22 protein-coding genes are annotated in these 25,274 nt (G+C 68.1%); 14 read left to right on the plus strand and 8 right to left on the minus strand.

Features of this window, described 5'->3' with window-relative positions; translation table 11 throughout:
* Window positions 1–79 precede the first annotated feature (79 nt).
* The gene (rph, locus tag FBY30_RS14290; RefSeq protein ID WP_142133456.1) at window positions 80–838 is read left to right on the plus strand and encodes a ribonuclease PH; all 759 of its coding nucleotides are present in this window, start codon (window positions 80–82) and stop codon (window positions 836–838) included.
* On the plus strand, window positions 835–1,482 hold the full coding sequence (gene rdgB, locus FBY30_RS14295) for an RdgB/HAM1 family non-canonical purine NTP pyrophosphatase (RefSeq protein WP_142133457.1): 648 nt from the start codon (window positions 835–837) through the stop codon (window positions 1,480–1,482). The genes rph and rdgB overlap by 4 nt, the downstream gene beginning before the upstream one ends.
* A 90-nt stretch (window positions 1,483–1,572) precedes the next feature.
* On the opposite strand, the gene FBY30_RS14300 is transcribed toward rdgB, so the two are convergent.
* On the minus strand, window positions 1,573–2,367 hold the full coding sequence (locus FBY30_RS14300) for a VTT domain-containing protein (protein ID WP_142135294.1): 795 nt from the start codon (window positions 2,365–2,367) through the stop codon (window positions 1,573–1,575).
* Window positions 2,368–2,449: 82 nt separating this feature from the next.
* Between FBY30_RS14300 and FBY30_RS14305 the strand changes: the two genes are divergently transcribed.
* Both FBY30_RS14305 and FBY30_RS14310 read left to right on the plus strand, forming a co-directional pair.
* Window positions 2,450–3,511, plus strand: a complete 1,062-nt coding sequence (locus tag FBY30_RS14305) for an exonuclease domain-containing protein (protein ID WP_142133458.1) — start codon at window positions 2,450–2,452, stop codon at window positions 3,509–3,511.
* A gap of 107 nt (window positions 3,512–3,618) precedes the next feature.
* Window positions 3,619–4,098 carry a DUF4395 domain-containing protein gene (locus FBY30_RS14310; RefSeq protein ID WP_142133459.1) on the plus strand — a complete coding sequence of 160 codons (480 nt, stop codon included), beginning with the start codon at window positions 3,619–3,621 and terminating at the stop codon, window positions 4,096–4,098.
* On the opposite strand, the gene FBY30_RS14315 is transcribed toward FBY30_RS14310, so the two are convergent.
* The gene (locus tag FBY30_RS14315) at window positions 4,079–5,164 is read right to left on the minus strand and encodes an ADP-ribosylglycohydrolase family protein (protein WP_142133460.1); all 1,086 of its coding nucleotides are present in this window, start codon (window positions 5,162–5,164) and stop codon (window positions 4,079–4,081) included. The genes FBY30_RS14310 and FBY30_RS14315 overlap by 20 nt on opposite strands.
* A gap of 164 nt (window positions 5,165–5,328) precedes the next feature.
* Between FBY30_RS14315 and FBY30_RS14320 the strand changes: the two genes are divergently transcribed.
* The 4 genes from FBY30_RS14320 to FBY30_RS14335 all read left to right on the plus strand — a co-directional run bounded on the left by FBY30_RS14320 (window position 5,329) and on the right by FBY30_RS14335 (window position 12,156).
* Window positions 5,329–6,342, plus strand: coding sequence for an MIP/aquaporin family protein (locus tag FBY30_RS14320; protein ID WP_142133461.1), 1,014 nt, complete (start codon window positions 5,329–5,331; stop codon window positions 6,340–6,342).
* Between the two features lie 68 nt (window positions 6,343–6,410).
* Window positions 6,411–7,589, plus strand: a complete 1,179-nt coding sequence (locus FBY30_RS14325; protein ID WP_142133462.1) for an exonuclease SbcCD subunit D — start codon at window positions 6,411–6,413, stop codon at window positions 7,587–7,589.
* Window positions 7,586–10,747: an AAA family ATPase gene (locus FBY30_RS14330; protein ID WP_142133463.1), complete on the plus strand. Its 3,162-nt coding sequence runs from the start codon at window positions 7,586–7,588 to the stop codon at window positions 10,745–10,747. Before FBY30_RS14325 ends, FBY30_RS14330 begins: the two co-directional genes overlap by 4 nt.
* 254 nt (window positions 10,748–11,001) lie before the next feature.
* Window positions 11,002–12,156 carry an MFS transporter gene (locus tag FBY30_RS14335; RefSeq protein ID WP_442858287.1) on the plus strand — a complete coding sequence of 385 codons (1,155 nt, stop codon included), beginning with the start codon at window positions 11,002–11,004 and terminating at the stop codon, window positions 12,154–12,156.
* 52 nt (window positions 12,157–12,208) lie between these two features.
* Here the strand turns inward: FBY30_RS14335 and FBY30_RS14340 are convergent, their stop codons facing one another.
* Window positions 12,209–12,943 carry an IclR family transcriptional regulator gene (locus FBY30_RS14340; protein WP_142133465.1) on the minus strand — a complete coding sequence of 245 codons (735 nt, stop codon included), beginning with the start codon at window positions 12,941–12,943 and terminating at the stop codon, window positions 12,209–12,211.
* Window positions 12,944–13,196: 253 nt separating this feature from the next.
* On the opposite strand from FBY30_RS14340, the gene FBY30_RS14345 reads away from it, so the two are divergent.
* Entirely contained in the window at window positions 13,197–14,531 is a 1,335-nt protein-coding gene (locus tag FBY30_RS14345; RefSeq protein WP_142133466.1) for an MFS transporter, read from the plus strand.
* 75 nt (window positions 14,532–14,606) lie between these two features.
* On the opposite strand, the gene FBY30_RS14350 is transcribed toward FBY30_RS14345, so the two are convergent.
* The 3 genes from FBY30_RS14350 to FBY30_RS14360 form a co-directional block, all read right to left on the minus strand.
* Entirely contained in the window at window positions 14,607–15,254 is a 648-nt protein-coding gene (locus FBY30_RS14350) for a phosphoribosyltransferase (RefSeq protein WP_142133467.1), read from the minus strand.
* 88 nt (window positions 15,255–15,342) lie between these two features.
* Window positions 15,343–16,170, minus strand: a complete 828-nt coding sequence (locus tag FBY30_RS14355; RefSeq protein ID WP_142133468.1) for an alpha/beta fold hydrolase — start codon at window positions 16,168–16,170, stop codon at window positions 15,343–15,345.
* Between the two features lie 80 nt (window positions 16,171–16,250).
* Window positions 16,251–17,645 carry an amino acid permease gene (locus tag FBY30_RS14360; RefSeq protein WP_142133469.1) on the minus strand — a complete coding sequence of 465 codons (1,395 nt, stop codon included), beginning with the start codon at window positions 17,643–17,645 and terminating at the stop codon, window positions 16,251–16,253.
* 320 nt (window positions 17,646–17,965) lie between these two features.
* On the opposite strand from FBY30_RS14360, the gene FBY30_RS14365 reads away from it, so the two are divergent.
* The 5 genes from FBY30_RS14365 to FBY30_RS14385 are packed head-to-tail and all read left to right on the plus strand — an operon-like array spanning window position 17,966 to window position 23,875.
* Entirely contained in the window at window positions 17,966–18,676 is a 711-nt protein-coding gene (locus FBY30_RS14365) for an NUDIX hydrolase (protein ID WP_236798721.1), read from the plus strand.
* On the plus strand, window positions 18,673–19,977 hold the full coding sequence (gene nadA, locus FBY30_RS14370; protein WP_142133471.1) for a quinolinate synthase NadA: 1,305 nt from the start codon (window positions 18,673–18,675) through the stop codon (window positions 19,975–19,977). The genes FBY30_RS14365 and nadA overlap by 4 nt, the downstream gene beginning before the upstream one ends.
* The gene (locus FBY30_RS14375; protein ID WP_142133472.1) at window positions 19,977–21,791 is read left to right on the plus strand and encodes an L-aspartate oxidase; all 1,815 of its coding nucleotides are present in this window, start codon (window positions 19,977–19,979) and stop codon (window positions 21,789–21,791) included. The genes nadA and FBY30_RS14375 overlap by 1 nt, the downstream gene beginning before the upstream one ends.
* Window positions 21,784–22,701 (plus strand): carboxylating nicotinate-nucleotide diphosphorylase, encoded by a 918-nt coding sequence (nadC, locus tag FBY30_RS14380; RefSeq protein WP_142133473.1) that lies wholly within the window; start codon window positions 21,784–21,786, stop codon window positions 22,699–22,701. The genes FBY30_RS14375 and nadC overlap by 8 nt, the downstream gene beginning before the upstream one ends.
* Window positions 22,702–22,708: 7 nt before the next feature.
* Entirely contained in the window at window positions 22,709–23,875 is a 1,167-nt protein-coding gene (locus FBY30_RS14385) for a cysteine desulfurase family protein (protein ID WP_142133474.1), read from the plus strand.
* 34 nt (window positions 23,876–23,909) lie between these two features.
* On the opposite strand, the gene FBY30_RS14390 is transcribed toward FBY30_RS14385, so the two are convergent.
* Both FBY30_RS14390 and FBY30_RS14395 read right to left on the minus strand, forming a co-directional pair.
* Complete coding sequence (locus FBY30_RS14390; protein ID WP_142133475.1) at window positions 23,910–24,398, minus strand: GtrA family protein; 489 nt, start codon at window positions 24,396–24,398, stop codon at window positions 23,910–23,912.
* A gap of 86 nt (window positions 24,399–24,484) precedes the next feature.
* Complete coding sequence (locus FBY30_RS14395; protein WP_142133476.1) at window positions 24,485–25,162, minus strand: DUF1684 domain-containing protein; 678 nt, start codon at window positions 25,160–25,162, stop codon at window positions 24,485–24,487.
* Window positions 25,163–25,274 lie beyond the last annotated feature (112 nt).

Here is a 25,274-nt window from a genome sequence, read left to right on the forward strand (position 1 = left end):
GCGGTGCCGTGCGGCCGGTGTCGATCCCGGCACCCGCTGCACCGCCACCGGCCGCAGCGGCACTCGATAAGCTAAAGGCATGACATCTGAAGCAACTGCAGTGCCCATTGTGCGCGCCGACGGCCGTGCCCCCGACCAGCTCCGGCCCATCAGCATCACCCGCGGATGGTCCAACCAGGCTGAAGGATCCGCACTGATCGAGTTCGGCAACACCAGGGTGCTGTGCACGGCCTCGCTGACCGCCGGTGTTCCGCGCTGGCTCAAGGGCGAGGGCCGCGGCTGGGTCACGGCGGAGTACGCCATGCTGCCCCGGGCCACCAACACCCGCTCAGACCGCGAGTCCGTCAAGGGCAAGATCGGCGGCCGAACCCACGAGATTTCGCGGCTGATCGGCCGCTCGCTGCGCTCCATCATCGACACCAAAGCCCTGGGTGAGAACACCATTGTGCTGGACTGCGACGTGCTCCAGGCCGACGGCGGCACCCGCACCGCGGCAATCACCGGCGCCTATGTAGCCCTGGCCGATTCCATCCGCTTTGCGCGCGACAACAAGCTGATCGCCCGGAATGCCCAGCCGCTGATTGATACCATCGCAGCCGTGTCCGTGGGCATCATCGACGGCGTCCCCATGCTGGACCTGCCGTACGTGGAGGACGTGCGGGCCGAAACCGACATGAACGTGGTGGTCACGGGTTCGGGCAAGTTCGTGGAGGTGCAGGGAACGGCAGAGGGCGCCCCCTTCGACCGGGACGAGCTCAACCAGCTCTTGGACTTGGCGCTGCTCGGTACGGCCCAGCTGGCCGCCATCCAGCGCGAGACCCTGGCGGACACCCTGTGAGCGGCGCGGCGCCCCGGCTGGTGCTCGCCACGCACAATAAAGGCAAACTCCGGGAGCTGCGCGAACTGTTGCGCGGGCAGGTGCCCGGGCTCGACGTCGACACCCAGGTGGTGGACGCCGCTGCGGCAGGTGCGCCGGACGTCGTCGAAACCGGTGTGACGTTTGCCGAGAACTCACTGCTGAAGGCGCGGGCAGTGGCCGGCGCCACCGGCCTGGTGGCCATTGCAGACGACTCCGGACTGGCCGTGGACGTCATGGGCGGGGCTCCTGGTATCTTCTCCGCGCGCTGGGCCGGACGGCACGGAGACGACGCAGCCAACCTGGAACTCCTGCTGAACCAACTGTCCGATGTCCCGGATGAGCACCGCGGGGCCGCCTTCGTGTGCGCTGCCGCCCTGGCCCTGCCGGCAGATGGCGGGGGACCCGGCCGGGAAGTGGTGGAGTACGGCCAGCTCGAGGGGATCCTCCTTCGCGAACCGCGGGGAGCCGGCGGGTTCGGCTACGACCCCGTTCTTCAGCCGGCCGGCGAGGACCGCAGCTGTGCGGAACTGTCCGCAGAGGAAAAGAACGCCATCAGCCACCGCGGCAAGGCGTTCCGGGCGCTGCTGCCCTCGATTGTGGCAGCCCTGGAAGAGGCGGGCTAGGAGAAATCAAAAAGGTGCGCACCCGCATTGGGGTGCGCACCTTTCTGCTGCCGCTGGACGGTTTTAGTGCCACCGGAAGGTGGAGCGCTGCTACTCCGGCCGGCTGCCGTGGATGTTCCGGGGCGTCTTCTGGTCCTCTTCCGGCCCGTGCTCCTCGATGAACTCATCCACGGCGTCGGTGCCGTAGGCCTGGGCCTGGCGCTTGGCCGACATGCCGCGCAGGACCTCGATGCCGATGGGAATGACCGAGACCAGCACGATGGCAATGAAGATGATGTCCAGGTTGTCGCGGACCCACGGCACCTTGTCACCCAGCAGGTAGCCGAGCAGCGTGACGCCGCCGCCCCAGAGGACAGCACCGATGACGTTGTACAGGAAAAACTTCCGCTTGCTCATCTGTGCAACGCCCACAATGACGGGCACGAACGTGCGGATGATGGGCACGAAGCGGGCCAGGATCAGGGCTTTGCCGCCGTGCTTTTCAAAGAATGCGTGGGCGTTCTCCACGTTCTCCCGCTTGAACAGCTTGGAGTTGGGTTTGTTGAAGATGGCGGGCCCCGCCTTGGACCCGATAAGGTACCCGGTCTGGTTGCCGATGATCGCCGAGACCACGATCAGCAGGGCCAGCAGCCAGATGTTGAATTTGATGGTGTCTGTGGCCACCAGCAGGCCGGCGGTGAACAGCATGGAGTCGCCCGGCAGGAAGAATCCCACCAGCAGGCCCGTCTCGGCGAAGATGATTCCGCACACCAGCAGGACCACCCAGGGGGCGAGCACCGGATCGGCCAGGAAAACCTGGGGGTTCAGCCAATCGGGCAGGAAGGAAGCCATTCTCGGCTGGACCGGTCCCGCGCCGGCCAGCATGGACACCGCGAGGTCATTCATCACAGGAAAGTTCACCCCTCAAGGGTACTTGACGGGCCTGTCCCGACCGGGGCGGGACGTCCGCGGCGGTAAGGTAGGGGCCGTGGGTTTGGACTTTACGGCGATCGACTTCGAAACGGCCAACGGCTTCCGCGGCTCCCCGTGCTCCGTGGGGCTGACGAAGGTCAGGGGCGGCAGGATCGTCGAAGAGGCCTCCTGGCTGATGCGTCCACCGCCCGGGTACGACCACTTTGACTACCACAATGTCCGGATCCACGGGATCACTCCAGCCGATGTTGCCGGCATGCCCCGCTTTGGTGAGCTGTTCCCCGAGATCGGCGCCTTCATCGGAGAGGACGTACTGGCAGCGCACAACGCCGCGTTCGACCTGGGCGTGATCCGCTCGGCACTGGAAGTATCCGGCCTGCCCGGCCCCGCCTACGACTATGTCTGCACCGTCATGCTGTCCCGGCGCTGCTACTCGCTGGTCTCCAACTCGCTCCCGTTTGCCGCCGAGGAAGCAGGCGTCCCGCTGGTCAACCACCACGACGCTACGGAGGATGCCCGTGCCTGCGCCGGCATCCTCATTGACATCGCTGCCCGCAACGGTGCCAACAGCATCGCCGAGCTCTATCTTTCGCTGGGCCTGGCGGTACCGCGCCAACACGCCTTTGATCCGGCCACCGGCGAGCTGTCCAAGCCCAGCCTCGCGGCGGTCGCCGGAGCCTCGGGCAACGGCGCCGCACTGGTCCGACGGTTCCAGTCCGGCTGGCCCGAGGAAGGGGCCAACCCCGAGCCCAATGCGGACGCCGAACCCAGCCACCCGCTGTATGCCCAGACCGTCGTATTCACGGGGCAGCTTTCCATCGACCGCCCGGAGGCGAAGCTCCGCTCGGCCCGGTGCGGCGCCCGGACGGAAAGCCGGGTCACGGCCCGCACCACCGTCCTGGTGGTGGGGGATGGGTTTGTTGCCTCCGACCTGCGCTCGGGCAGGCTCACCGGAAAGGCGCGCCGCGTCCTGGAACTGCACGAGCGGGGACAGGCCATCGAGGTGCTGTCCGAAGGCGAGTTCCTGCAAATGGTGGGCGGGGACGTCCCGGGTAGTCCGCAGGCTGCCGGTGCGGAGAGCTGGAATGGCGCACTGGCACCGGCGGTCAGCGCCTGAGCAGCATGCCCTGGCAGGTATCCCGGACCCGCCACGCTCCGGGGCGCCTACGGTAATCCGGCGCAACAAAGCTTGGCCGCCTGGCAGCAGCCTCCTACTCTTGCGTCATGTCCTCCCTGTTCGCGTTTCCCAATCCCGTTAATGAGTACGCCGCCCGGGTCACCGCAGCGCTCGTGGTGCTGCTCGCCGTCGTCACCGCCGTGGCTGGCTCCGGGTGGGGGCTGCTGGCCATTGCCGTCGGGTTCTGGCTCCGGCTGCTCTTCGGCCCGCGGATTTCGCCACTGGCCTTGCTCTCGGTGAAGGTGATCACTCCGCGGCTGGGAAAGGTGCGGCTGGTCTCCGGGCCGCCCAAGCGCTTTGCACAAGGGATCGGCGCGGCAGTGTCCACCGCAGCGCTGCTCCTGTTCGCTGCAGGCGCGGCACCGGCGGCCTGGACGCTCCTGGGCGTCCTGGTGGTGGCGGCGTCCCTGGAAGCCTTCGCCGGATTCTGCCTTGGCTGCACCATCTTCGGGTTCCTGCAGCGCCGCGGACTGATCCCGGAGGACGTCTGCGAGGCCTGCAACAACATCAGCCTTCGCCGGTCGTAACCTTTACCAGCTGATCGGCCATGCCCTGGATGACGTCCGGTGCTTCGAGGGCCTGGACCCATTCCGCCGGCAGGCAGTCCTCCCCGTACAGGGCGCCCAGGATGTTTCCCGCCAGCGAGCCTACGGTGTTGCTGGCGCCGCTGTGGTTCACCGCCACCGCCAGGGCATCCCGGAAATGCTGGTCCGGCTGCGCGTCGGCAATGCCGGCCGGGAGCGTGGCAAGGACGGCGTAAAGCGCGACGGCGAGGGCCTCCTCCGCCAGCCATCCTTCGCCCAGTGCCTGCACCAGTTCCTCCGGGGCAACAGGTTCCTTCTCCGCGAGGCGGAGGGCGGCCTGCAGCCGCTCCGGCAGTTCCGGCGCGACCTCCGGAAGGGTGGCGGCGTGGGCCGCGACTGAGGCCGCGGCGTCCCGCAGCGCCTCTCCGGACACCAGCCGGTGGATCAGCAGGCTGAAGATTCCGGCACTTTGGTGGGCCGCGGGATGCCCGTGCGTCAGGGCGGCGGCGTCGGCACTCAACTTGTAGACGGCGTCGGGCGTGATATGTGGAATCAGCCCAAACGGCGCTGACCGCATCACCGTTCCGGGGCCTCTCGCGCCGGGGTTGACGGGGCGCACGGTGGTTCCCATCTCGCCGCTGGCCAGCCCGCTGACGCAGTCCTTGTCCGGGTGCCGGCGCTGCCGAAGCACCTCGTTGCCGTCGATCCAGCGGGGCTGGGGTGCCGGTGCTGACGGCCCGGCGTCCTCGCCCTGGGTGGCCAGCCAGCGCAGGTAGGCCAGCCAAAGGCAGGCGTTCACGTCCGCGCCCACCCCGGCGTTGGCCCATTCCAGTGCCTCCACCAGGCCGTCAACGGTGTACAGGGTCAGTTGCGTCTCATCGGAAAAGTGGCGGGGGCCGGACAGGTCGCCAAGCCCGGTCAGGCCGTGCGCACCGAAGCGTTCCCGGATGTCGGCGATGGAATCGGACTCCACCGCGTAGCCCAGCGCATCTCCCAGCGCCCCGCCCAGGAGGCAGCCGTGGATCCGGGACTTGAGAGTGGGCGCGGGAATGCCGGGGTCAGTGCTCATGCTGTCAATGTACCGTCCCCTGCACGCCTGCCAGTCAATCCACCGCCCTGGCGCACCATCGACAGCTCCTGTCCAGCAAACGCACAGCCTTGGCTGGAATACTGCTCGGGTTGCCGTGGCCAGTCCGCCAGCAGGCACCCGACTCCCACACGTAAGGTTTCCCCATGAGCACCCCAGTCCCAGTCCGCGACGCACTGCAGCCCGGCGGTACTGCCACCGCCCCCGGCGGCCTGCTGCCCCGCCTGGTGGCCGAGGCCTTCGGCAGCCTCTTCCTGGCCGTGGCCGGGCTTGGTGTGCCGCTGTTCAGCATTCCGCAGTCCAGTCCCGTGCCCGCCGCGCTTGCCGCCGGGCTGGCCATCACCGCCGCGATGCTCGCCTTCGGACACGTCTCCGGCGGCCACTTCAACCCCGCCATCACCCTGGGGCACCTCCTGGCCGGGCGGATCCGCGCCGGCGCCGCTGGAGCCTACGCCGCAGCCCAGGTGGTGGGTGCCCTGGTGGGCGCCCTCGCCCTGTTCGGCATCCTCCGGACCCTGCCCAGCATCCCGGACAGCCGCACGGCCTTCGACACCGTGGCAGCAGGTTTTGCTGACCACTCCATCATCCAGGCGCCCCTCGCCGCCGTCGTACTCCTGGAACTGCTGGGAGCCGCGATCATCGTGGCAGTCTTCCTCGGCGCAGCCGGCCGTGGCGGCAGCCGCACCGTGGCGGCCGTTGCCGTGGGACTGTCCTTCGCGGCCCTGCTCCAGGTGGGCCAGTCGGTGGGAAACCTGCCCTTCAACCCCGCCCGCGCAGTGGCGTCCGCCGTCTTCAGCTCGGGCTGGGCTGTGGAGCAGCTGTGGGTCTTCCTGGTGGCGCCGCTGGCCGGCGCCGCAATCGCGGGCCTGGCGTTCCGGATCACCGCGGGCGCTGAGCCTGCTGTCGCCGATGCGCTTTCCAGCGATGGCAAGGTTGGTGGCGACCGGACACGCACGGACGCGGACGTGCCGGAAGCGGACGACGCCGACGGCCTCGATGCGGACGGTCCGGGCGCGGACAGCCTGGACGGGGCCACCACGGGCACTGACGACGACGGCGCCGCGGCCCCCAGCACCGGCGCCGGTACGGCCGCCACGGCTGGGCGGGAAAAGTCCCGCGTCAGCGAGGCCCAGGAATTCTTCGACGGGAAGCGGTCCTGATCACGGCACCGATGCGCCGCACCGCGGCGTTTTTCTGAAGTGTCAGTGGCTGCCGATAGCTTAGGAATATGCGGTTACTTCACACCTCGGACTGGCATCTTGGCCGTTCGTTCCACGGCGTCGGCATGCTGGACGCCCAGCGCGCCTTTGTTGACCAGCTGGTGGCAGTGGTCAAGCGCGATCGCGTCGACGTTGTCCTGATTGCCGGGGACGTCTACGACCGCGCGCTCCCGGGCGTGGACGTGGTCCACCTGCTTGACGACGCGCTGGTCCGGCTCACTGCCGCGGGTGCCAAAGTGGTCCTCACCAGCGGCAACCACGACTCCGCCATCAGGCTCGGCTTTGCCTCCCGGCTGCTGGAGCGCGGGGGAGTGCACCTGCGCACCAGGGTGGAAGACCTGGCCCAACCTCTCCTGCTCCCGCTGGGAACGGATGCGGCCGGCAGGGACTCCGTGCTGGCGCTTTACGGCATCCCGTGGCTTGAGCCCCGGCTTGTCAGTGAGCAGCTCGGGGTGGAAACGGCGAGCCATTTCGAGGTCACCCGCGCAGCAACCGGCCTGATCCGGGAGGACATCGCCCGGCGGTCGGAATCCGCCGCCGTCCACTCGGTGGTCCTGGCCCACACGTTTGCCAGCGGCGGGATCAGTTCGGACAGCGAGCGGGATCTCAGCATCGGTGGGGTCGGCGCTGTGCCGCTGGACCTGTTTGACGGCTTCAGCTACACGGCCCTGGGCCACCTGCACGGCCGGCAACAATTGTCCGGTTCCGTCAGGTACTCAGGCTCACCGCTGGCCTATTCCTTCTCCGAGTCCACCCACCAAAAAGGGGCCTGGCTCGTGGACATCGGTCCGGAGGGGCTCACCTCTGTGTCGGAGGTCCAATGGGAAGCCCCGCGTGCCCTGGCCGTACTGCGGGGGGAGCTGGAGGACCTCCTGGCTGAACCCGCCCACACCTGGGCCGAAGCCGCCTATTGCCAGATCACCCTGACTGACGCGCAGCGTCCCGCCCGTGCCATGGAACGGCTCCGCACCCGGTTTCCGGACACCCTGGTCCTGGCATTCGATCCCCAGGGCGCGTCAGCCACTGCGCAGGCCAGCTACAGCAGCAGGCTTGCCGGCGCGCCGGACGACCTCGCTGTCTGCTGCGGCTTCCTGGAACACGTGCGGGGACGGGGTGCGGACCAGGCGGAAAAGGCTGCGCTCGCCGCCGCCTTGGAAAACGTCAGGCTGCTGGAGGTATCCCGGTGAGGATCCACCATCTGCGCATCTCGGGGTTCGGTCCTTTCGCGGGCACCGAGGACATCGACTTTGACCGGCTGAGCGCCCATGGTCTTTTCCTGCTGAACGGACCTACAGGTGCTGGAAAGACCAGCGTCCTGGATGCCATCTGCTTTGCCTTGTACGGGTCTGTTCCGGGGGCCCGGCAGGACGGCAAGCGGCTGCGCAGCGATCACGCGGAGCCCGGGCAGGAACCTGCGGTCACGTGTGAGTTTTCCGCGCAGGGCCGCCGCTTCGAGGTGACACGCTCTCCGGCCTGGGAGAAGCCCAGTGCCAGGGGTAAGAACGGCTTCACAGTACAACAGGCCAAAACACTGCTCCGGGAGCGGGTGGGCGGGGCGTGGGTGGAGAAGTCGGCCCGCAACGATGAAGCCGGTGCCGAAATCATGGCGCTGCTGGGCATGGACCGCGAACAGTTCACCCGCGTGGTGATGCTGCCCCAGGGCGACTTCGCTGCCTTCCTTCGCTCCAAGGCCGCCGACCGTCTGGACCTGCTGCAGAAGCTTTTCGGCACCCAGCGGTTTGAGGCCCTGGAACAGGAACTGTCCCGGCAGTCCGCTGTCGCCCGGGAGGATGTGGCGGTCCTGTCCGGCCAACTCGGACTCCTGGCCTCGCGGGCCGAAACCGAAGCCGCCCCGCTGCAGCTCCCGGAGGACGGCGCCCCGCCAGCAGATGACGTTCCCCGCCGCCTGGCGTGGCTGCAGGATTCCGCCGTGCTGCGCCTTGCCGAACTGAAGGACCGCGCCGCTGCCGCCGAGGCCGCCAGCCAGGACCGCCGAAACCAGGCGGAACAGGAGGCTGCCCGGCATGAGCGGAACCGGAAACTCCAGGCCGCCATCCAGCGGCAGGAGGCCCTGGAAGAAGGGGCCCAACGGCAGGAGGAGCTCCTGTCCCGGCTCGGGCGCCACCGCCAGGCCCAAGTCCTCCAGGGACAGCTGCAGGCCGTGGATGCAGCGTCGGCCAAGGTGCGCAGCGCCGCAGCCGCGGCCGAATCCGCCATGACACTGCTCCGGCTGGCCGCCGTCGATGGCGGGGAACTGGCCCAGCTCGGCCTCGAAACGGCGGCTGAAGCTGCCGACGCCGCGTTGGAGTCTGTAGCCTCCGCGGGAACCGCCGGAACCGCCGGAACCGCCGGAACCGCCGGAACCGCCGGAGCCGGGGAACGTGACGCTGCCGGCAGGGACGGCATGCCGGGGGCTGCGGAAGAACTGGGCCGGCTGCGTTCCCTGCTGGCGGTCGTCGAGGCACGGCTGCCGGACGAGGACAGGCTCCGGGACCTTCGAAAGCGGCACCAGGTGCTGACCGGGAAACAGGAGGAACTGCAGCGGGCCGTGGAGGGGCTGGGCAACACCGTCTCGCAGCTGCTGGTGGAGCGCGGACAGCTGGTGGACGGTATGGACCGGCTGGAAATCCGGTCCACCGACGCCGCGCTGCGCCGCAAGGAAGCTGCCGCCGCCGCGGAACTGCTGGACGTGGTCCGGCGCCACGGTTCCGCCGTCAAAGCGTTGGACCTCGTCAAAGCCCGCCACGCAGACTCGCGCGAAAACCTGTTGGAGGCCAAGCGCCGCTGGCTGGACGTGCGGGAGGAACGCCTGGCCAATGCCGCATCCGAGCTGGCCGCGAAGCTGGTCGACGGTGAACCCTGTGCCGTGTGCGGCAGCGGACACCACCCCAGTCCCGCGGATGCAGGCAGCGGTGGCCCGGGCCTGGCCCAGCAAGAGGAAGAAGCCCGCGGCATTTACGAGGCTGCGGAGGCAGCCCACGCCTCGGTTGGCGCTGAGCTTGCCAAGGCCGAGCAAGCCGTGGCCGTTCTCGCCGGACAAGGCGGGGACACTCCTGAAGCAGAAGCGCGCGCTGCCGCGGACGGTGCCCTTGCTGCCGCAAAAGACGCCGAGCAGGCAACGGAGGAACTCCAGGGCAGGCGGCAGCGGCTTGAAGTACTGGAAGCGGGCCTCAGTGAGGCCCGGTCCGGCGTGGCCGAAGCCGAGGCGGACCTTTCCCGGGTCACTGCGTCCCTTGCCGAACTGGCTGAACAGGCAACTTCGCTGGACAAGGGCCTGGCAGGCCTGCGCGGGGGCCATCGGAGCCTTGACCGCCGCCTGCGGGCACTCGAGGAAGCCGTGGCGGTCCTGGACAAAGCCGTGGAAGCCCAGGCCCGCCTTGATGCTGCACTGCTGCAGGCTGGCGAAGCGCAGGAACACCTTGAACGCGCCCTGCCGGAAGCCGGCTTCGCCACCGTCGCCGACGTCCGCGGCCAGCTCCTTGAAGCCTCTGAGGCCGCGGCGCTGGAGGCTGCAATCCGTGCTGCCCAGGACGAGGCCGCGCGTGTGGCCGGATTGTTCGAGTCCGAGGACATCGTGCTCGCGCTGGCCGAAGCCCGGGAGGGCTTCCAGATGGACGAAGAACGGCTGGCAGGAATGCGCGCCGGAGCGGCGGCTGCCCAAAGCGACGCCCGTGAGGCCGATTTGGCCGCGGGCCTGGCAGCCCGTTGCCTGGCCTCGCTGACGTCGATTGCTGCCGAATACGAGACGCTGGTCTGCTCGGCACGGGAGCCTGCGGAGAAGGCACAAATGCTGGCGGGATTGGCTGATGCCGCGTCCGGCCGGGGCGAGAACACCTACCGGATGAGCCTCAACAGCTACGTCCTGGCCGCGCGGCTGGAACAGGTGGCCCTCGCCGCGTCCGAACGGCTGGTGGCCATGAGCGATGGCCGGTACCTGCTCCAGCACACGGACGCCAAAGCCGCCCGGGGTGCAAAGTCAGGGCTGGGACTCGAGGTGGTGGACCAGTGGACGGGCTACCGCCGGGACACGTCCACCCTGTCCGGCGGCGAATCCTTCATGGCGTCGCTTTCCCTGGCCCTGGGCTTGGCGGACGTTGTCCAGCAGGAGGCCGGAGGCGTTGAAATCGAGACCCTGTTCGTGGATGAGGGCTTTGGAAGCCTGGACGAACAGTCGCTGGAACAGGTGATGGATGCCCTTGAGGGGCTCCGCGACGGTGGCAGGGTAGTGGGACTTGTCAGCCACGTGGCCGAGATGAAACAGCGGATCGGCACGCAGCTGCAGGTGCACAAGAGCCGGAACGGTTCCACGCTTCGGATCTCCGAAAGCCTGGACGCGCTCGTCTGACTGCGGCCGATATACTTATAGGCGTTACCGGGTTGCGCGCATCGGGAGGAGGGACGATGCGCACTTACTGAACGAGCCCGGAATTGACTCCACAAACATCTCCTTCAAGCACCAATGACGCCCCTGCCCGCGTCTCCACGTCAAACCCGGTGGAAGGGGCAGCGCCCGGACGCTTCTTGCGTCTCCCGCAGCTCGCAGGCCGGAGCTTCATCCCCCTGGGGCTCTTCGCGAGGCTTCCCTTGGCCATGCTGACCATGGGCACACTGACCCTGGTCACTTCCGTCAGCGGCTCCTTTGCCGCCGGCGGAACAGCCGCCGGCGCGGTGGGGATCGGCTCTGCCCTTGGCGCCCCGCTGCTGGGATCCCTGGCGGACAGGAGGGGACAGCGTCCAATCCTGCTGCTCTCCGCTGTACTCAATACCCTGGCCGTCCTGGCCCTGGTGCTCACCGCCACCACCACTGCTGGAGCTGGAGATTTCCCGCTTGCTGTACTGGCAGTTGCCTTCGCAGCCGGTGCCACCAGCCCTCAGGTGGGACCCCTGGCGCGCGTCCGGTGGATGTCCCTGACGGCCAACGCGGACGGTTCGGCTCCACCCTCCGATCCTGCCCGCGACCTGGATACGGCACTGTCCTACGAGAGCACTGCGGATGAGGTGACCTTCGTCCTGGGGCCGGCCCTGGTTGGAATCCTGGCCAGCCTCGTTGCGCCGTGGCTTCCGCTGGCACTGGCCGCGGCCATGACCATTACGCTTGTGCCGGGTTTCGCTGTGCATCCCACCCACCGGGCGGTTCCGGCCGCCCGTCGTTCCCCGGACAGGAAGCGCCAGGGTGCCGGGGACACGAACACTTCGAAGCTGCCGTGGGTGGTGGCCCTGCCGGTCTTTGCCATGGTCTGCATGGGGACCTTCTTTGGCTCCACCCAGGCTGCCCTGAGCGCTTTCGCCGCCGGACTCGCCGGCACCGAAATAGCGGGACTGCTGTATGCCGTCATGGGCCTCAGCTCGGCTGCCGCGGCACTCTCGGTTGCCTATTGGCCCCGCCGTGCAGGGCTCCCGCTTCGCTGGGTGCTGTGTGCCGTCCTGATGGCGGCGCTCGCCGTCCTGCTGCTGGTTCCTTCGTCACTGCCCATGATGGCGGCGGTCCTGTTGCTTCTCGGGCTGCCGGTGGGCCCGGTGATGGTCACCGTCTTCGCCGTGGGCGGAAGGGTGGCGCCCGCCGGCAGGCTGGGCACGGTCATGACCGCGCTCGCCAGCGGGATTGTCGCCGGAACGGCTCTCGGGTCCTCAGTTGGGGGACAATTGGCGCAGCTGTACGGCCACGGAGCCGCGTTCCTTGTCCCGGTCTGCGCCGCGCTCTCGCTTGCGCTGCTTGGTGCGGGAGCCGCCGTCGTGCTCCGCCAAAAAGCCTGACAGCCCACCCAGGAGCGCCTGCCCGGCCACTGTCTTGCCGCGGGGTCTTCTACTAGGCGAGTTGGCTCTCGATCCGTGCCGCGCTTTCGGCAATGGCCGCCCCCACGGCTTCCGGGTCCTGGGCCGAGCGGATGTAGACGACGGCGAGGGCGGCCGGACGGCCGCCGGGCACCCGGACCGGGGCCGCCAGCGAGGAGACCCCGGCAATGACCTCGTCATGGCTGGCCGAGTAGCCTCTCCTCCGCGCTTCCAATGCCTCCGGCCGGTAGGGGATGCCCGTGTCCAGCCGGTCCCACTCGGGTTCGGTGAGGGCCGACTGGATGGCAATACCCGGAGCCCCGGCATTGATCGGGTGGCGCGTGCCGGGACGCTGGGCCACGCTGGCTCCCGAATGCCTCGGTTCGACCGTAACGAGCGTGATGCAGTCGTGATGGTCCCAGACAGCCACGAAAGCCGTCATGTCCAGCGAGTTTGCCAGCTGGGTGAGCTCCGGGAGGGCAGCGCTTTGAAGGTTGCGGGATACGCCGCGTGCCAGGACCGCCAGCCCGGGCCCGGGCTGGACCCGTCCGGCGTCGTCACGGACCAGGAGGGAGTGGTCTTCCAGGGTGCGCAGGATCCGGTAAGCCACCGAACGGTGGACACCCATGGCCTCGGCCAGCTCGGCGATGGTCAGCGGGCCGGGGGCAGCCGCAAGGATCTCGAGCGCACGGATGCCTCGCGACAGTGTCTGGGAGGGCGAAGCCTGCGGCGCAGCTCCGGCTTGTGCTGCGGCTGCTGGAGGAGTCATGTTGTCCATCCTAGGTTGCAGGGCGCCCCTTCCGTGACCCTTGTCTCACTCCCCGGGAGGCGGTATTGTCCTGTATACGAACTTGTCGTTCAAATATAGAACATATCCGTAGAGGCTGCTTTCCGGCCAAAAATCCCCAAAGTTCGTGTTCCGCATCACAATTTCGTAGTACCCTACTAACTAACTGACCGTTCTGTCGGTAATTCTGAAGGCGTCCGGGTGGCCTTGCTGCCCAATAAACAATGGAGTTTCAATGACCACACCTTCCAAGGTGGATACCCTCGCTGGCCCCAGCAGTCGGCGGGAGGAGCGCAAGGTCCTCGCCGGCACCCTGGTCGGCACCACGATCGAGTGGTACGACTTCTTCATCTTTGCCCAGCTGACCGCAACGCTGCTGTCACCGCTGTTCCTCGCACCCTTGAACGAGTCCAATCCCGGCCTGGCCCAGATCCTTTCCTTCGCCCTCATCGGCATCAGCTTCCTGTTCCGCCCGCTCGGTGCCGTCATCGCAGGGCACCTGGGCGACCGCTTGGGCCGGAAGGCAATGCTGGTCTTCACCCTGGTCATGATGGGTGCGGCCACCGCGCTCATCGGCATGCTGCCCACCTACGCGCAGATCGGCGCCTGGGCTCCCGTGCTGCTGATCCTGCTGCGGGTCATCCAGGGCTTTTCCGCCGGCGGCGAATGGGGCGGTGCTGCCCTCATGGCCGTCGAGCACGCGCCAGTCAACCGCCGCGGCTTGTTTGGCGCCTACCCGCAGATCGGCGTGCCCGTGGGCATGATCCTGGCCACCGGCCTGCTGTTCTTCCTCAACACCAGCATGTCCAAGGAAGACTTCGCCGCCTGGGGCTGGCGCGTGCCGTTCCTGCTCTCAATCGTCCTGATCGTGGTGGGCTATCTGATCCGCCGGGCCGTCGCCGAAAGCCCGGTCTTCCAGGAAATGGCCCTGCGCAAGAAGGAGAGCAAGGCGCCCCTCGGTGAACTGATCCGGAACCATAAGCTGCCGGTGCTGTACTCCACCCTGATCTTCATCGGCAACAACGCGGCCGGTTACCTGCTGATTGCGTTCTTCATCTCCTACGCCACCAAGACGCTGAAGATGCCAACCCCGCAAATCCTCCTGGCCACCACACTGGCGTCCTTCGGCTGGCTGATCTTCACCCTGGTGGGCGGATGGCTCTCGGACCGCATTGGCCGCGTCAAGACCTTCCTGATCGGCTACGCCATCGTCTTCGCCTGGATGATCCCCATGTTTGCCCTGATCGACACCAAGGACATCATGCTTTACGGCGTCGCCCTGTTCGTCCTGACCGTTGGTCTGGGCCTGTCCTACGGACCCATGTCCGCCATGTATGCAGAAATGTTCCCCGCAAACGTCCGCTACTCCGGCATCTCCATCGGGTACGCCTTCGGCGCCATCCTGGGCGGAGCCTTCGCGGCCACCATCGCGGAGTCACTGCTGCAGTCCACCAAGTGGACCGGCTCGATCGGCATCTACATCATGATCCTCTGCGTGATCTCCGCCGTCGGCGTGGTGCTGGCCAAGGAAACCAAGGGCCGTCCGCTGGGTGTCAGCAGCCACCACTGATCCCCACCCACCGCCAAACGCACAAACAGCAGGCCCGGACAGCTTGGTCTGGGCCTGCTCTTTGTCCAGGTGTTGCTAGTCTGCCAGCAGCCCGACTGCGTCGTCGTCGCTCAGCTGCGGAAAGTGCCGGTAGTAGCTCCCGACGGCGCGGAAATTGCCGGGCAGGTGCAGGCAGACCACCGCGTCGCATACCCGCTCGAGCAATGCCTGGGCCTGGACCGAACCCACGGGGGCGGCGGCAACCACAGTAGCAGCGCCACCTTCCCGCACGGCCTCGACGGCGGCGCGCATCGTAGCGCCAGTGGCCAGGCCGTCATCCACCAGGAGCACCGTCTTGCCCGCCACGTCCATGCCGGCCCCCGGGTAAAGCTCTGCCCGGCGGAGCAGTTCGACGCGTTCGCGGTCTTCCACGGCGTTCAGTGATTCCTGGGATACCCCATGTTCAAGGACCCGCTCCAGCAGGGGTTTGTTGATCAGCCGGACAATGCGGCCGCGGGCCAGGGCAAGGGCCCCGTACGCGGTTTCCTCGTGCCCGGGGATCCCCAGCTTGCGCACCAGGACAGTGCCCAAGGGCAGGCCCAGCGCAGTTGCCGCAGCCGCCGCGACACCGACGCCCCCGCGGGCCAGGCCCAGGACCACGGTGTCCGGGCGCTCCCGGAACTGGGCCAGGGCAGCGGCAAGGCGTTGTCCGGCCTCCTTGCGGTCTTCGAAACGCGTCCCCATGTGTCCTTCCCGGCGCTCTATTCCTCACCGCTGCGGCCCGCCGTCGGCGAACGCATCAAAGGCTGCCGGCAGCAGCCAGGGGCATCGCTCAGACGGCCAGGAACGAAATGGCGGCCTGTTTGAAGGCCCTGCTGGTGATGGCGTTGGTGTGGTTCCGGCCCGGAAGTATCACCTGTTCGGCCATGGACCCTGCGCTGCCGGCGAGTTCGGCAAGCTTGGGCAACGTGGCGGCCCGTTCGTCCTTGTCTCCAGCCACCAGCAGCATGGGGACGTGGGGGACCGCTTCAGCCGGGTCATAGGGCTCCGCCTTGATGGCCTCAACCAGGGACAGGAGCGCGAAGATGTTGTTGCTGGGCAGCAGCAGCGCCATCTTGAGCAGCTGGGCGGTGGACTCGTCCTTGATCGGCGTGCCGTCAGCCAGGTAGTCCTGGGCGGCTACGAGGTCGAAGGCCGCCAGGGGGTCGGAGTCGTTGGGGCCGCCGAGCACCAGCCGGTGCACCAGCTCGGGCTGGGTTGCCGCAAACTCCCAGGCGAGCCGGGAGCCCAGGGAATAGCCCACCACGTCCAGCCCGCTGGAAGGATCGCCGTCCTGCAAAGGCCGGGCGCCGGCGTCGAACGCTGCCTGCAGCAGGTCCGCACGGATACGGCTGGGGGAGTAGGAGTCCATGTCCTCGGGCGCACCACTGCGGCCGTGGCCCGGCAGGTCCACCGTGATCACCCGTCGGCCGGCGTCGAGCAGGGCCGAGACCCAGCCTGTGTCCTCCCAGTTGAGCTTGGATGAGGAGGAGAAGCCATGCAGCAGCAGGACGGGCCGAAGCCCTGCGTCGGCCGCGGGTTCATGGACGGCCACGTACAGCTGCGGGTCGGTGCCTTCAACGGTGTGCGCCTGCTGCTGGCCGCTGTGCCTGCCGGTCATGGTGTCAGTTCCCCAATCAGGTACGGCGCTGGGCGGGCCCGGCGCGTCGGTGCGTCTTCAGTGGAAAGGTAGGCACCACTCTACCTGTTGGCGGTCCTGTTCCTGCCGGTTAGCCGGGCTCCTGCGGCGCATGCCAGCGCGATGCCGGCGATCAGCGCGAAGGTGCTGAACAGCTGCACGCGGCTGCCCTCGGCGCTGAAGCCGACGGCAAAGATCAGGCCCAGCAGTACCAGGCCCAGGATGGTCAGGCCGGGAAAGCCTTTCATGCGGAGGGGCAACGGGGTCCCGTCCCGGTCCGCCCGCCGCCGGAGGATCAGCTGGGAGACCAGGGCGCTGCCCCAGACCACCAGGCACGTCGATCCCACCAGCTGGAACAGGGCGGGCAGGACACGGTCCGGGAACAGGAGTTCCAGGACAGTGGCCACGAAGCCAAAGGCCACGGACACCGCCACCGCCAGGAGGGGCACGCCCGCGCTGTTGAGGCGCGTCAGGGCGTGCGGCGCCTCGCCCCGCTGGGCGAGCGAGTAGACCATGCGGGAGGCGCCGTAAAGATTGGCATTCAGGGCGGAGAGAAGTGCGACGACGGCCACCAGCGTGATGGCGGTGGACGCGCCGGGGATCCGGGCCGCGTCGAGGACGCCGGCGAAGGGGGAGGCAAGGCTTTTAGAGGTGGCGGGAAGGACAGCGGCGATGACGAAGACGGAGCCGATGTAGAACACGAGGATCCGCCACACCACCGTGCGGATGGCCTTGCCCACGCTGCGTTCCGGGTCCTCGGTTTCGGCTGCCGCCACCGAGACAATCTCCGTGCCGCCAAACGCGAAGATCACCACGAAGAGCGCCGCCGCGACGCCGCCCAGGCCTTGCGGCGCGAAGTTTCCGGTGAGGTTTGACGCGCCGGGAGATTCGACGCCGGGCAGCAGGCCCAGGAGCAGCGCTGCACCAACTCCAAGGAACAGGACGATCACGGCTACCTTGAGGATTGCGAACCAGAACTCGAACTCGCCGAAGTTCCGGACCCCGGTCAGGTTGATGGCGGTGAAGGCCACCATGAACAGCAGCGCCAGAGCCCAGACCGGAACCACCGGCCAGACGGAGAACAGCAGGCCGGCGGCGCCCAGGGCCTCGGCGGCGATCACCACTACCAGCTGCAGCCACCACAGCCAGCCGATGGTGGCGCCTGCCGTCCGTCCCAGCGCGCGCTGCGCATATACGGAGAAGGCCCCGTTGTTCGGGTTTGCCGCCGCCATCTCACCGAGGGCCCACATAACCAGAATGATCAGCGTTCCGGCCACGAGGTAGGAGACGAGCACTGCCGGACCTGCCGCCTGGACTCCGGCACCAGATCCCAGGAACAGCCCCGCCCCGATGGCGCTGCCCAGCCCCATCATGGTCAGCTGGCGGGGCTTCATGCTGTGGACGGCTGTGGCATTTGGTTTGGTGGGCGATGGCGTATGGGCAGACTTCATCGTCATGGGCAGGTGCACCTTCTGGGGCTGGATGGGTCCAGGGCCAAGGGCCCGGGGGTCCTTTTGGGACCTATTGAATTTACCGCTTCTGGGTGGCTGCCCGGAAACGGGAGGCGGAACCGGCACCCCGCATCCGCGGCAGGAGTCCAGCGCGGCGCGCAGCGGACGCTACGACCCGCGTCCCGGCCGCGCCGGGAAAATGCGTGGGCAGAAATATTTCCCTTTCGGGAACGCCCGGCCGTAGAATTAGTTTTGGTCAAGATGACCATAACTAAGGGTGGCGGCCCCATGACGGCAGTCGAGGATGGCGAAAGGCGGTGCGAAGCGTGTACTACAGCTCAGCTAATGTTTCCGAGCGGCAGGCCGCTCCGCCGTCGCTGGCCATCTCCACGGTGATTTTCGCCCTCCGGCCCAGCGCCACCTCCGGCCGTCCCACCCTGTGGCTTCCCCTGGTGCGCCGCATCCGCGAACCGTTCAAGGGGTTGTGGGCCTTGCCAGGTGGTCCGCTGAGCCATGACGAGTCGCTCCAGGACGCTGCCGCCAGGAACCTGCGGGAGACCACCGGCCTTGCACCCAGCTACCTCGAGCAGCTGTACGCTTTCGGCGGACTCCATCGTTCGCCCACCCAGCGAGTGGTCTCCATCGTCTACTGGGCCCTGGTCCAGCCCACGGAAGCAGCGCTCGCGGACGAGTCCGAGAATGTGAAGTGGTTCCGCGCGGACCGGCTGGGTGAGCTGGCCTTCGACCACAACGCCATCGTGGATTACGCCCTCTGGCGCCTGCGCAACAAGCTGGCTTACGGCTCGGTGGCGTACCACCTGCTGGGGGAGTACTTCACGCTCGCCCAGGTCCGCGAAGTCTATGAAGCCGTTCTTGACCGCCAGCTGGATCCCGCCAATTTCCGGCGGCAGCTCAAGGCCACCCCGGAGATCGAAGAAACCGGGGAATACCTCCAGGGCGGCAAGCACCGCCCGCCACGCCTCTACCGCTTTACCGGCCGGCCAGGCCTTGACCCAGATAACAGGAGCACACCATGAGCAGCGTCAACACGGCAATCCAGCTGATCACGCGCGAACAGGCCGAAAAGGGCGCAGCCGCTGAGCGCAGCACCTGCAGCCCGGCACTGGCCAAGGGCCCGTGGGACTATGACCTGGCCGAGGCGCTCGCAGGGGTCCCGGCCTACGGTCCCGGGGCGTCCAGTGCCGATCCGGCCCCGGCCAGCACGCCGCGCCAGGGCCAGCTGCCCGAGGAATACAAGCTGGCCAGCGACGCCGAGCTCGGGGAACGCATCAAAGCAGCCAAGGCCATGCTGGGGGACCGCGCGGTGATCCTGGGCCACTTCTACCAGCGCGATGAAGTCATCCAGTACGCGGACTTCGTGGGTGATTCCTTCCAGCTGGCCAACGCGGCGCTCACCCGCCCGGACGCGGAGGCGATCATCTTCTGCGGCGTCCACTTCATGGCCGAGACCGCGGACATCCTCTCCACGCCGGAGCAGGCCGTCATCCTGCCCAACCTTGCCGCCGGATGCTCCATGGCCGACATGGCGGACGCGGACTCCGTGGAGGAATGCTGGGAGCAGCTCGAGGACATCTTTGGAACCGAGCCCGACGCCGAAGGCCGCGTTCCGGTCCTCCCCGTCACCTACATGAATTCCTCCGCAGCCCTCAAGGCGTTCTGCGGCGAACACGGCGGCATCGTCTGCACCTCCTCCAACGCGAAAACTGTGCTGGAGTGGGCCTTCCAGCGGGCACAGCGGGTGCTGTTCTTCCCGGACCAGCACCTGGGCCGCAACACCGCCAAGGCAATGGGTGTGCCGCTGGAGCAGATGCCCATGTGGAACCCGCGCAAGGACCTGGGCGGCAACGACGAACAGGCGCTGCTGGACTCCCGCGTGATCCTGTGGCACGGGTTCTGCTCCGTGCACAAGCGGTTCAGCGTGGCGCAGATCGAGAAGGCCCGGGCGGAGTTCCCGAACGTCCAGGTCATCGTCCACCCCGAGTGCCCCATGGAGGTGGTGGACGCGGCGGATTCAGCCGGATCCACGGACTTCATCAAAAAGGCCATCGCTGCAGCCACGGAACCCACCACGTTCGCGATCGGCACCGAGATCAACATGGTGAACCGGCTTGCCGCCGAGTATCCGCAGCACACTATTTTCTGCCTGGACCCGGTGATCTGCCCGTGCTCCACCATGTACCGCATCCATCCCGGCTACCTGGCATGGGTATTGGAGGAACTGGTGGCCGGCCGTGTGGTCAATCGCATCACCGTGGATGACGACGTGCAGGACAATGCCAGGACCGCGCTCGAGCGCATGCTCGCTGCGAGGCCGTAATGGCCGGGCGTCTGGCCGTCGTCGGCAGCGGCATCGCCGGCCTCTACGCGGCGCTCCTCGCCGCGGACGCCGGCGCTGATGTGGTGCTCCTGACCAAGGGTGCGTTGGATCAGAGCAACACCTGGTACGCGCAGGGCGGCATTTCCGCCGTACTGGACACGCCCGCACCCGGCGACACGGTGGCGGCGCACATCGCGGACACCCTCCGTGCCGGCGCGGGACACTGCGACGAAGCCGCGGTCCGGCTGATGTGCACGGAAGCGCGCCGCGACATCGCGGGCCTTCAGCGCTACGGGGTCGCCTTCGATGCAGGCCGCGCCGGGGCAACGCCCACTGACGCAACGCACGACGGCGGCCCGGCCCTTGGGCTCGAAGCGGCCCACAGTGCCCCGCGCATTCTGCATGCAGGCGGCGACGCCACCGGTGCGCGCGTCGCCGGTGCGCTCATCCAGGCAGTGCTGTCCCGGCGGGACGAAGGAAAGCTCACGGTCCTCACCCACGCCCACGCCACAGGGCTCGTCACCCGCCACGGAAGAGTGGCAGGCGTGGAATACCTGCACGACGGCAGGAACGTCAGCCTGTACGCGGACGCCGTCCTGCTCGCCACCGGGGGAGCAGGCCAGTTGTTTTCCCAAACCACCAACCCCGCCGTGGCCACCGCAGACGGACTGGCGCTCGCCGTCCGCGCCGGGGCAGCCACCGCTGACCTGGAATTCTTCCAGTTCCACCCCACTTGCCTGGTCAGCTCCGCCACCGCCCATCCCAATCGTCCCGACGGGCCTCTGCTCATCTCCGAAGCAGTCCGCGGCGAAGGGGCGGTCCTGCTGGACTCCGGCGGCCGGCGCTTCATGCAGGCCTACCACCCCGACGCCGAACTGGCACCCCGCGACGTCGTCTCCCGCAGCATCGCCCTCCACCTGGCCAAGCTAGGCGACCCCACCGGCCACGTCTACCTCGACGCCCGCGTCATCGAACAAGCCAAGGGGGCAGGCTTCCTCCGCCGGCGGTTCCCCACCCTCACCCGCAAAACCCTCGACGCCGGCATCGACTGGACCCGCGAACTGGTCCCCGTCGCCCCCGCCGCGCACTACTGGATGGGCGGGGTACGCACCGACCTCTCCGCCCGCACCACCGTTCCCGGCCTCTATGCCGCTGGGGAAGTTGCGTGCACAGGGATCCAAGGGGCAAACCGGTTGGCCAGCAACTCCCTCCTCGAGGGACTCGTCTTCGGCCGCCGCGCTGTTGAAGACTTCCTCTCCGGTGACCGGGGCTGGGACGCGTCCCGCGTCAGCGATGCTCCGCGTGCTGTCTCGGCCGCTGCCGGCCTCCCCTTGACGCACGCTTCCGCACCCCTGCCGCGGAACGCAAGTGCGCACGTCGCCGTCCGTGCTGCTTTAGAAGGCGCGGCGGACCGGTCAGGTGCGCCGGGCGGGAGTTGGCCGTCTAACTTCGGAGGGAATGAGGGGCGGGACACTCAGTTCTCGCGGGACGCTCTTCGTCGGCTCATGACCTCGCATGCCGGGGTGTTGCGTTCTGGGGAGCTGTTGCTTCAGGCGGCTGCCACGCTTGAGCGGTGGGCCGGCGTCGTCCGTCCTGCTGCTGTTGTTTCTTCCGCTGATCGCTCGACTGCTGACGGCTCCTCTGTTGAGCCCGTGGTTCTTGAGGACCGGAACCTCTTGCTGGCCGCACGGCTGCTCGTGGCTGCTGCCCTCAACCGCCGTGAATCGTTGGGGGCGCACTACCGCACCGACGAGCCCGTACAGACTGAAACTTCCTACCCTTCGCGCCCGAAAGCGAGCCTGCTCCATGACTGAATCCGCCGTGATCGACCTCGCCGCCGGCCTGCGCCCGGCACTGGACCTCACCCTTCCTCCGGCCCCCGTCAAGGAGATCCTGGAACGGGCCTTCGCCGAGGATGCCCCCGGCGGGGACATCACCTCGCAGCTGCTCATCCCCGCACACGCACGCGCCACCGCCGTCCTGAACGCCCGCGTCCCCGGCGTCCTCAGCGGCGCCACTGTGTTCCGCGACGCCATGCAGCTGGTGGACCCTGCAACCAAGGTGGAGCTCCTGGTAGCGGACGGCGAAAGGTTCGACGCCGGCACGCACCTCGCACGGGTCAGCGGCACCGCCCGCTCGGTGCTGATGGCGGAACGGGTGGCGCTGAACCTGGTCCAGCGGATGTCCGCCATCGCCACCAAAACCGCGGAGTTCGTGCGGCTCACCGAGGGAACCCGGGCCCGCATTACCGACACGCGCAAGACCACGCCCGGCCTGCGGATCCTGGAACGCTTCGCCGTTAGGTGCGGCGGCGGCGCGAACCACCGCTACAGCCTCTCCGACGCCGTCCTCGCCAAGGACAACCACCTCGCCGTGATGACCGGGGGAGACCCCGCAAAGCTCACGGAGCTCCTGCTTGCCGCCAAGGCGCAGCTGGGTCACACCACCCACTTCGAAGTGGAAGTGGACCGCATGGACCAGATCGAGCCCGTGCTGGCCGCGGGAGTGGACACCATCATGCTGGACAACTTCACGGTGGCAGAGCTGAAGGACGGCGTGGCACTCGTGGCCGGGCGCGCGCGCGTGGAGGCCAGCGGCAACGTCAACCCCGGCACGGTGGCCGCCATTGCCGCCACGGGGGTGGATGTCATCTCCGTGGGCGCACTCACCCACACCGTGGCCGCCCTGGACCTTGGCCTCGACGTCGAACTGACCGCCGGGTGAGGCTGCCGTGATCTTCCTCGACGCAGCCGCCACCACCCCCGTCCGCCGGGAGGTGCTGGACGCCATGTGGCCCCATCTCACCGGCGGGTTCGGCAACCCGTCCAGCCACCACACCCTCGGCGAGTCCGCCGCCTCGGCGCTCGCAGGGGCGCGGTCGGCTGTCGCGGCCGTCCTTGGCTGCCGGCAGGGCGAGGTGGTGTTCACCTCAGGCGGTACCGAGGCGGACAACCTGGCCGTCAAGGGAATCGCCCTGGCCCGGCAGGCCGCAAACCCGCAGCTGGGCCGGGTGGTGATCAGCGCCGTCGAACATCCGGCGGTGGAGGAATCCGCGCGGTACCTGGAACGCTTTCACGGCTTTACCGTGGACGTGGTGCCGGTGGACGCCGCGGGCCGCGTCACGCCGGAGGCCCTGGCAGCCGTGCTGCATCCGGAAACGGCCCTGGTAAGCATTATGTACGCCAACAACGAGGTGGGAACCGTCCAGCCCATCCCCGCCCTGGCGGAGCTGGCCCACGCCCACGGCATCCCGTTTCATACCGACGCTGTCCAGGCCGCCGGCTGGCTGCCTCTGGACACCGGGTCCCTGGGCGTGGACGCCATGAGCATTTCCGGGCACAAGCTCGGCGCACCCGCAGGCTGCGGCGCGCTGTTCGCCCGGAGCCGCATCCGGCTGGAACCGGTGATCCACGGTGGCGGACAGGAACGGGGACGCCGTTCTGGAACTGAAAACGTGGCTGGGGCCGTGGGACTGGCTGCTGCCCTCAGGCTCGCCCAGGACCGCCAGGCAGAGCAACAGGCACGGGTGGAAGCACTGCGTGACCGGTTCATCGGCGCCGTGCTGGCAGGAGTGCCCCAGGCTGTCCTTACCGGCCACCGCTCCCAACGCCTCCCGTCGGTGGCTTCGTTCTGCTTCCCCGGCACCAGCGGCGAGTCCGTCCTCCTGGAGTTGGAACGGCGCGGCGTGGTCTGCTCCAGCGGCTCGGCCTGTGCTGCCGGCTCCGATGCGCCGTCGCCCGTGCTCACCGCCATGGGGATTTCCGCCGAAGTGGCCCAGACCGCTGTCCGGTTCAGCTTCGACGCTTCAGTGACGCAGGAGGACCTGGCGGCTGCCGCGGCCGCGGTACAAGCGGCGGTGGGCAGCGTCAAAAACCTGGGCGCGGGCCAGCGGCACTGACGGTCCCCGTCCCTGAATCAGCGGTGCCGGGTAATCAGCGGTGCCGTGCCCGGCGAAAGATCCAGTGCCGCAGCATGCTGAACCGCACGGCGGTGGCCAGGAAGCCGGACAGCGTGGTGGCGACGAGTTCGTCCCCTACCGTGGCGTCCGGATTGAACCAATGCAGCACTCCCAGGCTGCTGCCGGTGATCACCAGGGCCACGCCGATCACCACCAGGCCGTTGAGGTGGTCGCGCGTGCGGCGCTGCTGGCCGGCGATCTTGAAGGTCACCCGCCGGTTCAGGGCTGTGTTAAGCAGGGACGTGAGGACCAGCGCCACCGCGTTGGCCAGCTGGGCGCCAAGCCAGGGCCGCAGCAGAGCATAGATCCCCAGGGACGCCGCCGTGCAGATGACGCCGACGCCGGAGAAGCGGATCAGTTGCCGGACGACGGGAAAACGCAGGACCCCGCGGTGGTGCCTGGTGGCGGGAAAGCGGCGGGTGGTGGTCTCCGGTCCTGCCAGTGCTGAGGTTTCCTCCCTCATGCGGCGGCACCGGCACCATGGTCAGTGCCGCGGACAGTGAAGAGCCGGGGTGCGCACCCGGAAGCGTTGCCAAGACCCGCCACAGGTCAGTACAGCTCGCCGACGGGGATGTCCACAGCCAGCCGGTTGGACGGCCCGGGCAGGGGGCATGCCCACGCCTCGTTGTAGGCGCAGGACGGGTTGTAGGCGAAATTGAAGTCCAGGACGAACGTGGCATCGGGACCGCTGCCGTTGATACCCTGGAAGGCACCCTTGATGGTGTCCAGCAGGTAACGGCCCGCCCCGTAGCTTCCACCCGGCTGGCCTGCCGTGGCGTCCCGGAACGGGACGAAGATCCCGCCGCCGTAGCCGTGGATCTTCCACACCCCCAGCTGGCCCATTTCGGGGAGATCAAAGGTGCCCAGCCGGACAAAGTGGACCACGCCGTCGGTTCCGGTGTCCACGCTCATTTCCCGGCCGGCGCCCTCTTTGGTCAGCGGGACGTGGAAGCGGTAGATGGGATCGTAGTCGGCGGTCTTCAGGCCGGAGAAGCGTGCCTTATCCGCTGCGGTAAGCGCGGACGCGGGGTGGGTGGCGAACATCAGGTCGCGCTGGTGGCGCCAGTACGAGTGCGCCTCGGACGGGCTCTCGGCAGAGATCCGGCGGACGGCATCGTAGAGAGCGAAGGTCCGCAGCCGCCAGTCGGCGACATCCACGGCGGACATGTTGAGGGCGGAGTTGTCCGCGGGGTTCTCTTCGGCTGCGCCGTTCTGCTCTTCCGCCATAGCTTCCAGCCTAGTCCCAGCCCGGGGTGGTAAACGTCCGACGGCGACACGCCGGGCAGGTGCCCCGGCTGGAAGCCGGCCGGGTGGCTGGCGGAAGGGCCCGCAGCCATGC

Source organism: Arthrobacter sp. SLBN-83 (assembly GCF_006715285.1).
In the GTDB taxonomy this organism is placed as follows: domain Bacteria; phylum Actinomycetota; class Actinomycetes; order Actinomycetales; family Micrococcaceae; genus Arthrobacter.